Origin of the sequence: Aquimarina sp. ERC-38 (assembly GCF_026222555.1) — a bacterium.
Classification (GTDB): domain Bacteria; phylum Bacteroidota; class Bacteroidia; order Flavobacteriales; family Flavobacteriaceae; genus Aquimarina.
Genome location: NZ_CP098511.1, coordinates 4,251,420 through 4,265,867 on the forward strand (window position 1 = coordinate 4,251,420; position 14,448 = coordinate 4,265,867).

Here is a 14,448-nt window from a genome sequence, read left to right on the forward strand (position 1 = left end):
CTATTTTAAAAGGAGTTGTTAGTTCAAATCACATTCACATGCATATAGAATATATGCTTAAGTTGAGTGTTAGCTGTTTGGTAAAGTAGTAAAAGGAAGAACCTCATGAAAGTTACAACAGGAATTCCACAATTGAGTTACCCTTATTAGGGGAAACATTTGTGGGTAAGTGGTTATGGCGTTTGGAGTACAGGAAATTTTACTACTGATATGGTCAATGCCTATTTAGGACATCATAGAAAAGCTGATAGTGATAATTCCAATTTTATATTGAAATAAGGCTTAGAGACTTTAGTCCTTAGAAAAACAAAACCCTGCACTAAAAGTGCAGGGTGGTTTAGTTTCATATATATATATATCCACTATATCTCACAATTAGATGAATATATTAAAATTGAGAAAAAAGGAATAGGAATAGGCTTACGTTTTAACGACCACATAACCTGTTACTTCTATTACTATACATACGTCTTACTGCAATTTGATCATTATTTGACAAATTATTCAAGTTTTCTAACGAACCAGGAGCTCCTATATCTTCTGTAATATCCATTATTGATCGTCCATCAATGACTGGGGTACCTGGAACTTGCACTACACCTCGTAAATTTGAATCTGTTGCATGAACAAATCCAATACAATGTCCAAATTCATGGGCCATAATATTACCCCATTGTCTTTGCGTAATTTGCCTACCATTAAATGCTCGTATAGATTCATCTATTCGTATTCTGTTACCTACTCTTCCATTACTTGGAAACCGGGCATCTGCAGGAGCACCCTCACCTGGTACACCAGCTATAATATTAATATCAGGATTGTTATTTACTAACACTAACCTTAAGGTGGTACCATTAACTCTATTCCATAAATCAATACCCCTTCGAACGCTTCTTCCGGCAGGTGTATTTCCTAATCTGTTTCTAACTCTAACATTGCGTATTCTATTACAGTCTACAATTCGGAAATATGCTTGTTTTGTATTAGAGTATTGTTCTATCAATCCCAAAGGTAAAATTAAATCTCCTCCTAGAACTATCTCTCCTTTACGCATTCTAGGAGGCACGGTTTTAACATCAAAGCCAAGATTCTCAAGTTTCAATAGAAGTTCGGGAGTTACCTCTTGTTGATTTTCTTCTTCAATGGTTTGAGCGTCATTACTGTCATCCTTTGTACATTGTACTATGCTTAAAGCCAAAATGACTAGCATAAAAAATTTGAAAATTTTCATTATGAAATATATTATAGGTTAGCTTATAAATTTAGATAATCAAGATTCTTTTAAATGTTAGCTAGCTAACATTTAAAAGAATCTTAAGCAATATTTAAATCAAGACATACAATATCTACAAGCTTATGGTTATGACATGACCGTAGGCTTACCCTATACCTATCGGATTTAACTTATTTTACCTTTTCAATCATAGCTAAATCAATATTAAACAGCAAAGAGGATTTATAAATAAAAGATTGAAGGTTAAGGCAAAAGTGCAGGCATAGCTTTAGCTAAATCAAGGCTTTTTAATGTAAAAATTCAAGTTTTTTCTATGAAGATTAGGGATAATAAATTTAATTCACAAGTAGAAATCTATTGACTTTAGCCTATGCATAACAAAATTGCAAAACTTAATTAGGGTCTGCTGAAAAACTCAGCCTTCATTGATTTTCAAGTTTATGATCGAATTGGTTTGGTTTTGAATAAAGTTTTCACTGAATAAGATTGCTTTTATCCAATAGAGTGCCACCTCAGCCAAATGGACTAAGTTGAGCACTAATATGATACTTGCAATCCAAGACTCACTGGTATTTTCAAGCCTTGCCCTTATACGGTTTAAACCATATGCTGTCTTTGCTTGACCAAACTTTCCTTCAATTGGATTACGTTCCCCAGGGCTTACTTGATTTGACAAAGCCTTTTTGGAGGGCCTTCCAAGGGGTTTGGCCCTGAGATTGATCCCTTTTTCTTTTAGGTACTTACGGTTCTCTCGGGTACAATATATTTTGTCAACCAAAACGTTCTTTGGATAATGACCAAACCGCTTTCGGTACTTCTCCACACAATCTTTCAATCTGGTACCCTCATTGTAGGCTTCCCAACTAGTATCATCCAAAAATGAAAAACCATCTACCAGTGCCATGTTTATCTTGGCACCAAACTCCACTTTTGCATTTGTTTTCCCACGCACTATGGGACGAACATGGGGTTGGTGAATGCTCACAATCCTATGGTCTACACTTTTGGTCTTAGTATCGTACATCAACTTTTGTTGCCTGTAGAGTTCCTGGATGACCAGCCAATATTTATACTCTTGCCTATCGAAAGGGATCCGGTCAAGGGTATCCAAAATACCTTCGATGGAACGTATATTCCTATGGAGATACTTTAATTGCTTCCCTATAGCAGACCGTATCTCTTTATGTGTTTTTCTTTTCTTTTGCGCTGTCTTTAGATATTCTTTCCTTGCTTTTTCCCTGTAGTTCCTCGGTTTAGTCTCTAAAGGGGAAAGTTTATAGGCAATATCCAACAATGATTCGGATTTCTCGCGCGCATCATTGAGCAAATTTAGATCCGTAGGATATGCTATATCTTGTGGACAAACTGTTGCATCAACGATCAAAGTCCCTTTGTGAGGTGGGTCTTCACCATCATCCCTTGCATCATTTGATCCTTTTTCTCTAATTTGTTCTGCTTCTCGTTTTATTTGTAAAATTCGCTGGTTAATAGCATTAATCTGTTCCAGGCCAAGACGCTTGCGGAACTCTACGAAAAGAGAAGGGTCGAACGCAGGTGCATCACTAAATGAAGAATAGCCTAAAAAATACTGCATATAGATGTTCTCAGAAATCTGGTCAACCGTCTCCCTATCATCTAAATTGCATAAATGTTTGATGATGATTGACCCTAAGACAACCCTTGGGCTTAAATCAGGACGGCCTGTCGATTTTTCCGGAAAATGTTTGCGATAAATGGAACACAGTTCATCCCAAGGAAGTAGCTTAGCCAAACGAACCCAACGGTTAGCAGGGTTCAATTCTCTCTCAAAAGGACTCTCAAAACCTTCTAAAACCAACTGGTTTTGACTTACATATTTGGGAGTAGGTGCACGCTTTTTTGAATGTTTTGTCATAATAACCTTGCACTTGATTGCCTAAATATAACTATAATGCCTTATAAAACAATAGATAAACAGTTTCTCAGCAGACCCTAATTAGCATGGTATTAGTAAATAGTTTAAATTATTTAGAAAATCTTAATTAAATTAAGGAAATTCAGATATACAAAACCGAGGCTTTTTTTACTTCTTTAAAACTTTAAAGGTTTGGACTTTCTGATTTTGATTCTGAATAGTGTTGAAATAAAGACCTGAAGAATAATTTTTAAGATCCACCAGGCTATTACTATTCCTAACCTTTTTAGTAGAAAAAACACGTTTCTTGGAAGTGTTCCACACTGAAATTGAGTTTATTTTATCTTCTGAATTAATATTCAAATTATTTTCTACCGGATTGGGGGGTTAAATTTATACTATTTAAATTAATTCTTTCATCCACAGTCAAAGTTTGAGCACGAACTGTAAAAGAATGGGTAACCACCTCTTCGGTATCTAATGTACTTTCTACAGTCCAATTACCTTCTACATTAGGTGTTTCAGAGAAAAACCAATAAGATTATACAAAATCATATGTTAACTCCCTTGACCAGGAGAAAGCTAAAGACTCATCCGGCTGATAAACCCTTAGATTTAAATTTTGATTTAATTGATCTTTTAGAAAGACATTAAAATAAATAATCTCACTAAGGTCAAATACATTTTTTTCATTTATAATCACTGATTCCGGACAGCCTGCAAATACAGGATTTGCGGTATTAGTGGTAAGTGCATTGATTGTAGGATTTCTATAAGGTTTTTGATTTTAGACATGGCGCATTTTGAGTAGGGTGGGTATAGGCTCCTTCTCCTAATGCTTGTGATTGTAGGAGCCATCCATAAAGACATAATACAAAGGTGAAAATTAATGTTGTACTTTTCATATTAGATGATCTGTGATTTCATTAAGACACTAAGATACAAATATTTATGTAGATTTCCCCGTAAACTTTTTTAGGTAAAACGATGATATCTTAATTTAGCTAAGGGTAAGCAATATATTGAATAGCGACTAAATGATATTAGAACCGTGTGAATAATAGCAGGCTCCTAAAATTTGATAAAAATGGGTAAAACTACCTTTGAATTTTAGTATAAAATTTTTTAAAGATAACAATAAAATGACTATGCATTTTTGTTATTTAGCATAAACTGAAGTATGATTTAAGTTATGATAGTAACTTTATTTTAACTAAAGAAATTCAGAATATAGCTATAATAGTCGACTAATGTAAAATTAATGAACAATAACATAGAGGATTCTGTAAGAAAAACTAAAAAACCCTGGCCTACCCGGGAGGCTATGGCACAGGTGTACGATTTAAATTTATGGGGTGGGAATACCGGTGAATTTTACTCGGGGGAAGGTTCTCACCATCCGGGTTTAGTTACCCCTTATCTGGATGCGGTAATTTCTTTTTTATCGTCTTTTACAAATCCGATTAGTATTTGTGATCTGGGTTGCGGAGATTTTAATGTAGGTAAAGAGTTACTACTATACACTCGAGATTATATTGCGGTTGATATTGTACCAAATTTAATTGCATATCATCAAAAGCGGTATACCCGGGATCATCTTGAATTTTATTGTTTAAACATAGCTAAGGATACTTTACCTCCTGCACGTTGTGCTATTTTACGACAGGTTTTGCAACATCTTTCTAATAGTGAAATTCAACAAATAGTCCCGAAGTTAGCCCATTATCAATACGTCTTGCTTACAGAACATCTTCCTAAAGGTGATTTTATTGCCAATAAAGATATTATATCTGGACAAGGTACCCGGTTAAAGAAAAATAGTGGTGTGGATTTACTGGTACCTCCTTTTTCTTTTCAAGCTGTAGCGGTTAAAGAGCTTTTATCTATAGATTTAGATACTATATCTTCTGGTTCAAAAGGTAAAATTGTTACGGTATTGTATCGGATGTTTTAGTGAAGGATTGTTATTTGTTAATTGTTATTGGTTAATTGTTGTATTACTAATAAATTATTGAATGCAATACGATTAATAAATATTATAAGTTTGATGGAAGATGCTTGAAAAAGTATAAAAATTACTATTCTATTGTATTGAGTAATTCGTTTTTGCTACCTACAGGCAATAGTGGAAATAATATGGAAATTAAATCGTTATTTTCACTGCTTCACTTAAATTAACTACGAAATTAGCCTCTTAAGCAAGCTCAGGAAAAAATCATTTGTTAGGTTTTTGATTTTAAAACATTATTTAAGAGCATCTTAGCTTAAATTTTTTATCATATACAAGCTATCCCAAATTTCGTCTTCGCGAAATTTAAAAGTACTGGTTTTATCCGGTTGAATTGCAAATCCTTGTTTTTCATATAATTTGATGGCGTTTATATTCCATCCATATACTCTAAGTTCTACGGCATGGGTAGGTGTAACTTTTAGAATCTCTTCAATCATTATTGAAATTAGTTGTTTCCCTAAGCCTTTGCCACGGTAGTGCGTATCTCCAATTAAAATCCGGGATAGACAGGGTAAATTGTAAGAAAAGTTTAATTCACAATGACCTATCACCTGATTTGACTCAACAATTACTATCTTTTTAGGTTGAAGCTTTCTATTTTTAATATAGCCATCTAGTTGGTCAGTAGTCAAAGGATAAGTAAATAAAGGTCCTGCAAACTGTACTAATTCTTTTTCAGAAGGAATCCAACTGATCAAACGATCAAAATCATCTTTTATAAAGGGTTGTAGGTTGATTTCCATATTTATATTACTATTTGATAAGGGCTCAAGACCTGCCTGCAGACGGGCAGGTCACTATTGCTTCTAGAACCAAGAAAAAGGGCATTTATTTACCATTAAAACCGAAAATTACTGATCACTGGTAGTAACTAAGTTAACTAAGTTTAACTTTTAAAATTTAACCTAACAACTACTTTACCATCAATTTATAATCATTCAGCATCTAAAAGTGAACGTAGTGAACGATCTTATTCTTTAGCATATTAGCACCTAAATCTAAAGTACCGCATCCAAAAGTGAACGTAGTGAACAGTTCAGCATCTCAATACTCACTACTTAAATCTCAATACTAAATCATCAATCTACTTACTTAAATACATCTTCCTACGCGAATATAAATCGTAGAACTGATCGTCTTTTAAATCATCGATAAACAAAATACTCTCCCCGGTACTTTTCATCTCTGGGCCCAGTTTTTTATTTACGTTTTTAAATTTATTAAATGAAAACACGGGTTGTTTAATTGCATATCCGTCTAAATGAGGTTTAAAATCAAAATCTGTCACCTTGTTTTCACCTAACATTACCTTAGTGGCATAGTTTACGTAAGGTTCACCGTAGGCTTTAGCAATAAAAGGAACGGTTCGCGAAGCCCTTGGATTGGCTTCAATGATGTATACCGTATCGTCTTTAATGGCAAACTGAATGTTGATCAATCCTACCGTATTTAACGCCAAAGCAATTTTATGCGTATGGTCTTTAATTTGTTGCATTACGAATTCTCCCAGGTTAAAGGGCGGTAGGGTAGCATTAGAATCCCCGGAATGGATTCCGCAGGGTTCAATATGCTCCATAATCCCAATAATATGTACATTCTCACCGTCACAAATGGCATCAGCTTCGGCTTCAATGGCACCATCCAGGTAATGATCCAGTAATAATTTGTTATTCGGAATTTTACGAAGCAGGTCTACGACGTGTTCTTCTAATTCTTGTTTGTTAATTACAATTTTCATACCCTGCCCTCCCAGTACGTAAGAAGGTCGTACTAAAATCGGGAAATCGAGTCGGTCAGCCACTGCCAAGGCTTCATCTGCATTTTCAGCGGTATCAAACTCCGGGTAGGGAATGTTATTTTCTTTTAACAACGTAGAAAAATTACCCCGGTCTTCGGCAAGATCCAGAGATTGGTAACTGGTTCCCAGAATTTTAATACCGTAGCGGTCTAGTTTTTCAGCCAACTTTAAGGCGGTTTGTCCTCCTAACTGAACAATGACCCCTTCTGGTTTTTCGTGGCGTATGATATCGTAAATATGTTCCCAAAATACAGGCTCAAAATATAGTTTGTCTGCCGTATCAAAATCGGTAGAAACGGTTTCAGGATTACAATTGATCATAATAGTTTCATACCCACATTCTGCCGAAGCTAAAACTCCGTGTACGCAACAATAATCAAATTCAATCCCCTGTCCAATCCGGTTAGGTCCTGATCCCAGAACGACAATTTTCTTACGATCACTAACTTTACTTTCGTTATCCACGTATATGGTTCCGTCTGCCGATTGAATTTCGGCTTCAAAAGTAGAATAGAAATAAGGGGTTTGTGCTTTAAATTCCGCAGCACAGGTATCTACTAGTTTATAAACACGGTTGATATTAAAATCTGAACGTTTGGTATACACTTCACTTTCATAACATCCCAACATATGGGCAATCTGTCGATCGGCAAAGCCTTTTTGCTTGGCTTCTAATAGTAATTCTTTGGTAATAGATTCTTTATCGTATTTTGAAATTTCTTTTTCTAAAAGATGTAGTTCTTCGTATTGTTTTAAAAACCACATATCGATTTTTGTAATCTCATGGATTCGGCTTAAAGTAATTCCCATTTGAATGGCATCATACAGCACAAAAACCCGATCCCAACTGGCATACTTTAGTTTTTCAATAATCTGATCGTAATTTTTATAGCCTTTTCCGTCAGCTCCCAGACCGTTTCTTTTAATTTCTAAAGACTGTGTGGCTTTGTGTAGAGCTTCTTGAAACGATCGACCAATTCCCATTACTTCCCCTACGGATTTCATCTGAAGTCCAAGGGTTCGATCGGACCCTTCGAATTTATCAAAGTTCCAACGGGGTATTTTTACAATGACATAATCCAATGTGGGCTCAAATAAGGCCGAAGTGGACTGGGTAATTTGATTACTTAACTCGTCTAAGGTATATCCGATAGCGAGTTTTGCTGCTATTTTTGCAATCGGATATCCGGTAGCTTTTGACGCCAATGCGGAAGATCTGGATACCCTCGGATTAATTTCGATAGCAATAATATCTTCTTTTTCATCCGGACTTACCGCAAATTGTACGTTACATCCTCCGGCAAACTCACCAATACTTCGCATCATATGGATTGCCATATCCCGCATCCGCTGAAAGGTCTTATCACTTAAGGTCATCGCCGGAGCTACGGTGATGGAGTCCCCAGTATGAATTCCCATAGGATCCATGTTTTCGATCGTACAGATAATCACTACATTGTTATTGTCATCTCGTAACAACTCTAACTCATACTCTTTCCAGCCGATCAAGGCTTTATCAATCATTACTTCATGAATGGGAGAAGTTTCTAAGCCATGCGTTAATTTATCATCAAATTCTTCTTCGGTAAATACAAAAGAAGCTCCTGCCCCACCCAGAGTAAATGAGGATCGAATCACTAATGGAAAACCAAACTCCTGAGCAATTTCTTTTCCTTTTAAATAAGAACCGGCAGTTGCCTGCGGAGCCATTCCAATACCAATCTCAAGCATCAGCTCCCTAAATTTCTCACGATCTTCAGTAATATTAATAGCATCAATATCTACTCCGATAATAGAAACTTCAAAATCTTCCCAAATTCCTTTTTCGTCTGCTTCAATACAAAGATTTAAAGCGGTTTGCCCTCCCATAGTGGGTAGTACCGCGTCGATTTCGGGATGATTCTTTAATATTTCAATAATAGACTTGGTGGTTAACGGCTTAAGATACACATGATCTGCCATCGACGGGTCGGTCATTATGGTTGCCGGATTGGAATTAATTAGTATGGTTTTAATTCCATCTTCTCGCAAGGATCGTAATGCCTGGGTTCCCGAATAATCAAATTCACAAGCTTGACCAATAATAATTGGCCCGGAACCAATAATTAGAATTGTTTTTAAAGAATCATTTTTTGGCATGGGTGTGGTAATATATAATATTGTAAAGTTATTTATGAGATATAAAAAAAGGTGTTACTCTTAAAAGAAACACCTTTATTATTTACTAGTGACGAATCATTAGTGTTTATGTCTTATCTCCGAAGATACGGATAATTTCTTTCTGCCTTTTGCTCTTCTTCTCGCCAGCACTTTTCTTCCGTTTACAGAAGCCATCCGTTCTCTAAAACCGTGCTTATTCTTTCTTTTTCTTTTTGAGGGCTGAAATGTTCTTTTCATCGTAACTGGCTATCTTTATATTTCTTCTTTAGAAAATCTTCGTTTATGGTTTAGAATTTACTTACTCTAAAACTGCGGGCAAATATACGAAGAGTTTTTACTTTGGCAAATGTATATTTTAAAATTATTTATCCAAAAAAAATACGTTCTTTGCAAAATTGAAATTTTATCGTGAATATACTTGAGAAAACAAATGAATAAAAGATTTTCAGCAGGTTATCGATTCACGATGTAATTAGGTTTTACTTTATGTATAATAAAAATATTAAATTAATTATTGCTGCTTTGATAGTAGGTATTGCTATTTGGCAAATTATTGAAGGATATATTGGCAATGGTATTATGCTTTTCTTACTTGCCGGCATCTTTGTTTTTCTTTATTTTAAAAACGAATTTATCCTGTTATCATTCTTAAAATTAAGAAAACAGGATTTTGAAGGTGCCAAAACCTGGTTATCGAAGATCAAAAATCCGGAAACAGCCCTTACTACCAAACAACATGGGTACTATAATTATTTATTTGGGATTATGAATGCTCAAACGAATATTACCCAAGCCGAAAAATATTTGAAAAAAGCAGTTAAGTTAGGGCTATCTATGGATCAAGATCTGGCTGTAGCCAAACTAAATCTTGCCGGTATTGCTATGACTAAAAGACGTAAACGAGAAGCGCAATTGTTACTAACCGAAGCAAAGAAATTAGACAAACACAACATGCTAAAAGAACAAATCACTATGATGAAGCAACAGATGAAAAAAATCTAATTGTTAATTAAGGCATACTATTTGTAAACTTCTTAGCGTTAGTAAGGTGTTGTTTGATTACGGAAGGTTGTGAGGTATTTTCTAAATTATTGGGAAAATAGTATCTTTAACAAATTATTTAGATTTTACACAACATCTATAAAAGTTTTGTATGAAAAATTTGTTTGTTGTTCTATGTATTAGTGTATTTACTATTTCTTCATACGCACAATTAGAAACTAAAGTTCCTTTTTCCGTAGCTATTGCAGCGCATATTAAAAAGTATAATATCAAAAGTAAAAATGCGTATAAGGAGCAAGATATAGAATACGCAGAATTTCTTTTTGACTCTTTGGTAAATAATCACCTGGTTGGAACTTATATGGATAATTTTACCATGAACCCTATTAAAGGAGATCCGGTAAAATTTGAAGAATTAAAGAAACCTATCTTTTTAATTACCTATGCTACCTGGTGTGTTCCTGGTGAAGGACAGGTTCCTGCATTAAATGACCTGGTTGACCGGTTTCATGATCAAATTGATTTTGTGGTACTCTTTTGGGATACCCCCGAAAAAATTAAAACTGTAGAGCGAGATTATAGCAATCAGGCACACTTGTTTTATGTAGATGAGCGAACGAATAGGGATACTTATATTATTAATAATCTAAAACATTCTTTAGGTTTTCCTATGATGTACTATCTTGATAATGACAAAAAATTGTTAGGTATTGAGAAAGTGGTATCTCATCATAGTTCGGAAACTTTAAGTAATTCCTACTCCATACATTTTAATTCGTTATCTAAAGGAGTTTCTACGTTAATTGCTAACTTAGATCTGGAAAGTGAAGATGATATTGAAAGTGAATTAGCTATTGATGAGACTCCTGAGTCCTCGGAAAAAGGTAAAAAGAAAAAGTCTAAGAGAGACCTTCGTACGGAAGAAGAACGTAGGATTGATGAAGAATACGAATTGTATTTAAGACAAAAGAAAATTGATTCTATCAAAAGGCTTAAAATGAAATTAGGACCTAATAATTAGATAGCTAAATCAACATTAAATAACAGGAATTTTTCATTAAAAAAATTCAAACCTCTGTATTAAGAAGCTTTGCTTCAACTCTGGTTATTCTTTTGTTTATTGACATAATCTTCGATTTTTTCTTTATAAATCTCTTTCTAAGCCATTTTATTCATCTAGCTGTAACGATTAGCCTTAATTCTAACAGCGATAGCCATTGTAAATCTTTACCGGACACTAAGGTTTCGAAAAGATCATCCGGGCGGCAACGATTAAGAGTACTATACCGAAAATTCTTTTTAAAAGTAGCTGATTAATAGAAATCGCAAATTTACTACCTAGATATCCACCTATAATAAAAGTAATTGCTATAATAACCGCAAACTTAAGATTAACATATCCTTCTTTATAATAATTAAAAGCGGCAAGTAAGGTTACTGGAATAGATAATACGGCAAGACTGGTACCTTGTGCTTCATGCTGAGTAAAACTAAGCCATAACACTAGTAATGGAATCATTACGACACTCCCGCCTATACCCATGGTACCACTTAAAAAACCGGCAATTAAACCGATGACCACCAGTGATGCAATTGTAGTAAAGTCCATACTACAATATTACATAAATTAAGTGTGGTATAAATTATAAAAAATCATTAGTTTCCGGTAAAGATTCAAGATCGCTATCGCTCCTAGAAACAAGAATCAAGACTAATCATTATAGTATTGAAATTCAATATTGTAATAAATATTTACGTTAAAAAACAAATTACTTTTAAAAAAGTGAAAAAGCAACCTCCAAACAGTTCAAAGTTTGGAATTACCTTATTTTACTATGCTTTATAAACTTTTACTTATTTAACCGGACACTAATAAAAAAAAGGATTTCTTATTTAAAGGCTCCTGGTTATTCTCTGATGGTATCCATAAGCATCTCTTTAATTTCAATATTTTGATTAGATGCTATTTTATAATGCCCCTCTTTAGGAATCTGGATAAGGTATTCTTTTCCACTTGCATTATTAAGATGGGTTTCTCTTAACCAGGGATTATGTAGTTTTAAAATTTTATAATTGATTTTATATTTAGCCGCAAACTCATTAAAGTCGGTTATAGGCTCTTCTACTAATACATTGAAGGTAGGTATATGACTGTAGAGATCTCTTTTCTTAAAATTAAACCCATACTTTCTGGGGTTACTTAGAATCTCTTTCATAGCTGCAATCCTAAATACATAGCGTCCTGTTTCCTGACCTAATAACAAATCGTAATAAGAGGTTGCATTTTGACGTTCTAACTGCTTACGTATTCCCGCATTTCCCGCATTATAAGCAGCTGCAGCCAGGGTCCAGGTTCCTAAACGTTCTTTTGCAGCTTTCAAATATTTACAAGCCACCCGGGTAGCTTTTTCTATATGATAGCGTTCGTCGACGTTTTGATTAATTTCTAACCCGTATTCTCTACCGGTTGTTTTTAAAATTTGCCAGAATCCGGTAGCTCTGGCAGGAGAAACTGCTTGAGTTAAACCACTTTCTATTACTGCCAGGTATTTAAAGTCATCCGGAAGGCCTTCTTCTTTTAAGATAGGTTCGATAACGGGAAAATACTTATGAGCTCTTTTAAACAATAACAAACCGTTAGACTGCCAATAAGTATTTACTAATAATTCCCGATCCATTCGTTCTCGTATATCCGGATTCTCTACCGGCACTAATTCCCCAGCAAAATTAATATTCTCCGGCATCGGGACAGCGTACACATTATAATCATTAATTAAAGATTCTGTAAGAATTTTATGTTCTTCTTTTTTTATCGGATCGACTTTTGTAGCATTTATCAGTAATAAAAGGGAAAACAAGGTTCCTAATACAAATAACACATTTTTAAGCACACCCATAAAATTAAAGATTACTGATTTATAATAGATTCGAGTTGTTAAAAATACTATAATATTTTCAATTAGCCATAGTTTTCGTCGATAATTTTAGGTAGGTTATCGTTAAACCAGCGTGCACGATTGATGATCATGGCATGAGTACCACCTTTGATAATTATACAATTTTTGATATGAATAATTGGAAAAACCACATCTTTATCCCCGTGAATATGAATAATATCCGGATCGGGTTCCGTCTTATCCCAATGAACAATTTTTTCAATGGACCAATCCAGGTATGTTTTATCTTTGACAGATAAGTATTTTTGATAAAGAGCTGCTCTTTTTTTAGCAAAATCCCCAAAAGCCAACTTTTCCCAATTTTCTATTTTAGAAATTAATGAAGTGGGAAAGAATCGATATGCTTTGGTCTTACCGACCACTCGTATCCGATTGGGAAATTCGGCATTACATTTAACACTGGAAACAATAATCACTTTACTAGCCTTAATAAATTTACTCATTTCCTGCACTACAATTCCACCAAAAGAAACTCCTAGTAGAACGCAAGGTTCATTTTTGATAACTACAGTCATTCGTTTGGCATAATCTGGCAAGGATTCGTCTTTTTTAGGAATCTTCCAGGGTATTAAGTGAATTGCAAAACGATCTTCGGGTAACTTAATATGTTCAAAAATGGAGACGTCTGCCGCCATCCCCGGAACAAAAAAAACATGAGTAACTCGCTCCATTCTAGGTATTTTAACAGTACGATATTAGATTATAAGGGCTAATTTCGGTATCTTTACAGCACAAATTAAAGAATACTTTTTATATCTGATCATCGTTACACTTAATTTTTTACTAAATAAACAGTAGCTGACAAACCCTCGTGAGCGTGAATTATTGGTTATTGATAAATAGTGTTTCAGGATCTTTTTTTATAATTTTTAAACTAAACAAAATATCTTATGGAGAATTTGAGCGAAGTTGCGCTAGAAGTAGTTGATAATGAATTTTTACGTCAGTTTGAAACCACCATTGAAGGTGAAAAGGCTAAAATTGAATATGCGCAACAGGAAAGGAAAATTTTTCTAACAAAGCTTATTATGAGTGAAGAGCATATTGAAAAGGGATTTGCAGATGATTTTATTATTGCCGTATTTTCTATTATAGAAGATCGAAACATCAGATTGGTACCTACCAGTCCGATTATTGCTAAGTTTATGAAGAAAAACCGAAGAAAATATAAAAGCTTATTACCTGTAGGTATTAACTTATAGTAATTAAACAAACATTTACAAAAGCCTTTAACTTTAAAGTTGAAGGCTTTTTTGTTTTCTATTTTGAGTACTATACAACCTATTATAAAACTCTCTTCTACAAATTTTTAAGATGACTTACCTAAAATAATTTCCCTCTTAAAATTTTCACAAATTTTATAGGAGGTCTATTTAAAATTCATAGTATTGT

General features: G+C 34.2%; 13 protein-coding genes. 4 read left to right on the forward strand and 9 right to left on the reverse strand.

Features of this window, described 5'->3' with window-relative positions; all coding sequences use genetic code 11:
• Positions 1 to 427 precede the first annotated feature (427 nt).
• The 3 genes from NBT05_RS17585 to NBT05_RS18480 form a co-directional block, all read right to left on the reverse strand.
• The gene (locus NBT05_RS17585) at positions 428 to 1,231 is read right to left on the reverse strand and encodes a hypothetical protein (protein ID WP_265771202.1); all 804 of its coding nucleotides are present in this window, start codon (positions 1,229 to 1,231) and stop codon (positions 428 to 430) included.
• Positions 1,232 to 1,649: 418 nt separating this feature from the next.
• Positions 1,650 to 3,128: an IS5 family transposase gene (locus NBT05_RS17590; protein ID WP_265769941.1), complete on the reverse strand. Its 1,479-nt coding sequence runs from the start codon at positions 3,126 to 3,128 to the stop codon at positions 1,650 to 1,652.
• Between the two features lie 168 nt (positions 3,129 to 3,296).
• Positions 3,297 to 3,452 carry a hypothetical protein gene (locus tag NBT05_RS18480; protein ID WP_416346200.1) on the reverse strand — a complete coding sequence of 52 codons (156 nt, stop codon included), beginning with the start codon at positions 3,450 to 3,452 and terminating at the stop codon, positions 3,297 to 3,299.
• Between the two features lie 937 nt (positions 3,453 to 4,389).
• Here NBT05_RS18480 and NBT05_RS17595 point away from each other — a divergent pair.
• Complete coding sequence (locus NBT05_RS17595) at positions 4,390 to 5,082, forward strand: class I SAM-dependent methyltransferase (RefSeq protein WP_265771203.1); 693 nt, start codon at positions 4,390 to 4,392, stop codon at positions 5,080 to 5,082.
• A 305-nt stretch (positions 5,083 to 5,387) separates the two neighbouring features.
• Here NBT05_RS17595 and NBT05_RS17600 read toward each other — a convergent pair whose 3' ends face one another.
• The 3 genes from NBT05_RS17600 to rpmH all read right to left on the reverse strand — a co-directional run bounded on the left by NBT05_RS17600 (position 5,388) and on the right by rpmH (position 9,334).
• Positions 5,388 to 5,882 carry a GNAT family N-acetyltransferase gene (locus NBT05_RS17600; RefSeq protein WP_265771204.1) on the reverse strand — a complete coding sequence of 165 codons (495 nt, stop codon included), beginning with the start codon at positions 5,880 to 5,882 and terminating at the stop codon, positions 5,388 to 5,390.
• A 341-nt stretch (positions 5,883 to 6,223) separates the two neighbouring features.
• Complete coding sequence (gene carB / locus NBT05_RS17605; protein WP_265771205.1) at positions 6,224 to 9,076, reverse strand: carbamoyl-phosphate synthase large subunit; 2,853 nt, start codon at positions 9,074 to 9,076, stop codon at positions 6,224 to 6,226.
• A 99-nt stretch (positions 9,077 to 9,175) separates the two neighbouring features.
• A complete protein-coding gene (gene rpmH, locus NBT05_RS17610; RefSeq protein WP_130286612.1) occupies positions 9,176 to 9,334 on the reverse strand; it encodes a 50S ribosomal protein L34 in 159 nt (52 codons plus the stop codon).
• A 249-nt stretch (positions 9,335 to 9,583) separates the two neighbouring features.
• On the opposite strand from rpmH, the gene NBT05_RS17615 reads away from it, so the two are divergent.
• Both NBT05_RS17615 and NBT05_RS17620 read left to right on the forward strand, forming a co-directional pair.
• The gene (locus NBT05_RS17615; protein ID WP_265771206.1) at positions 9,584 to 10,099 is read left to right on the forward strand and encodes a DUF2892 domain-containing protein; all 516 of its coding nucleotides are present in this window, start codon (positions 9,584 to 9,586) and stop codon (positions 10,097 to 10,099) included.
• Between the two features lie 151 nt (positions 10,100 to 10,250).
• A complete protein-coding gene (locus NBT05_RS17620) occupies positions 10,251 to 11,120 on the forward strand; it encodes a TlpA family protein disulfide reductase (protein ID WP_265771207.1) in 870 nt (289 codons plus the stop codon).
• A gap of 216 nt (positions 11,121 to 11,336) precedes the next feature.
• On the opposite strand, the gene NBT05_RS17625 is transcribed toward NBT05_RS17620, so the two are convergent.
• From NBT05_RS17625 to NBT05_RS17635, 3 genes are all read right to left on the reverse strand, one after another.
• Entirely contained in the window at positions 11,337 to 11,708 is a 372-nt protein-coding gene (locus NBT05_RS17625) for a sulfite exporter TauE/SafE family protein (RefSeq protein WP_265771208.1), read from the reverse strand.
• 298 nt (positions 11,709 to 12,006) lie between these two features.
• Positions 12,007 to 12,996 carry a lytic transglycosylase domain-containing protein gene (locus NBT05_RS17630; RefSeq protein WP_265771209.1) on the reverse strand — a complete coding sequence of 330 codons (990 nt, stop codon included), beginning with the start codon at positions 12,994 to 12,996 and terminating at the stop codon, positions 12,007 to 12,009.
• Positions 12,997 to 13,058: 62 nt separating this feature from the next.
• Complete coding sequence (locus NBT05_RS17635; protein WP_265771210.1) at positions 13,059 to 13,727, reverse strand: alpha/beta hydrolase; 669 nt, start codon at positions 13,725 to 13,727, stop codon at positions 13,059 to 13,061.
• A 228-nt stretch (positions 13,728 to 13,955) separates the two neighbouring features.
• Between NBT05_RS17635 and NBT05_RS17640 the strand changes: the two genes are divergently transcribed.
• Complete coding sequence (locus tag NBT05_RS17640; protein WP_265773267.1) at positions 13,956 to 14,258, forward strand: N-acetyltransferase; 303 nt, start codon at positions 13,956 to 13,958, stop codon at positions 14,256 to 14,258.
• Positions 14,259 to 14,448 lie beyond the last annotated feature (190 nt).

Bases quoted from the DNA above. Each gene is read 5' to 3' on its own strand.
- NBT05_RS17585 (WP_265771202.1), bottom strand. From the start codon at position 1,231: ATGAAAATTTTCAAATTTTTTATGCTAGTCATTTTGGCTTTAAGCATA.
- NBT05_RS17590 (WP_265769941.1), bottom strand. From the start codon at position 3,128: ATGACAAAACATTCAAAAAAGCGTGCACCTACTCCCAAATATGTAAGT.
- NBT05_RS17595 (WP_265771203.1), top strand. From the start codon at position 4,390: ATGAACAATAACATAGAGGATTCTGTAAGAAAAACTAAAAAACCCTGG.
- NBT05_RS17600 (WP_265771204.1), bottom strand. From the start codon at position 5,882: ATGGAAATCAACCTACAACCCTTTATAAAAGATGATTTTGATCGTTTG.
- carB (WP_265771205.1), bottom strand. From the start codon at position 9,076: ATGCCAAAAAATGATTCTTTAAAAACAATTCTAATTATTGGTTCCGGG.
- rpmH (WP_130286612.1), bottom strand. From the start codon at position 9,334: ATGAAAAGAACATTTCAGCCCTCAAAAAGAAAAAGAAAGAATAAGCAC.
- NBT05_RS17615 (WP_265771206.1), top strand. From the start codon at position 9,584: ATGTATAATAAAAATATTAAATTAATTATTGCTGCTTTGATAGTAGGT.
- NBT05_RS17620 (WP_265771207.1), top strand. From the start codon at position 10,251: ATGAAAAATTTGTTTGTTGTTCTATGTATTAGTGTATTTACTATTTCT.
- NBT05_RS17625 (WP_265771208.1), bottom strand. From the start codon at position 11,708: ATGGACTTTACTACAATTGCATCACTGGTGGTCATCGGTTTAATTGCC.
- NBT05_RS17630 (WP_265771209.1), bottom strand. From the start codon at position 12,996: ATGGGTGTGCTTAAAAATGTGTTATTTGTATTAGGAACCTTGTTTTCC.
- NBT05_RS17635 (WP_265771210.1), bottom strand. From the start codon at position 13,727: ATGGAGCGAGTTACTCATGTTTTTTTTGTTCCGGGGATGGCGGCAGAC.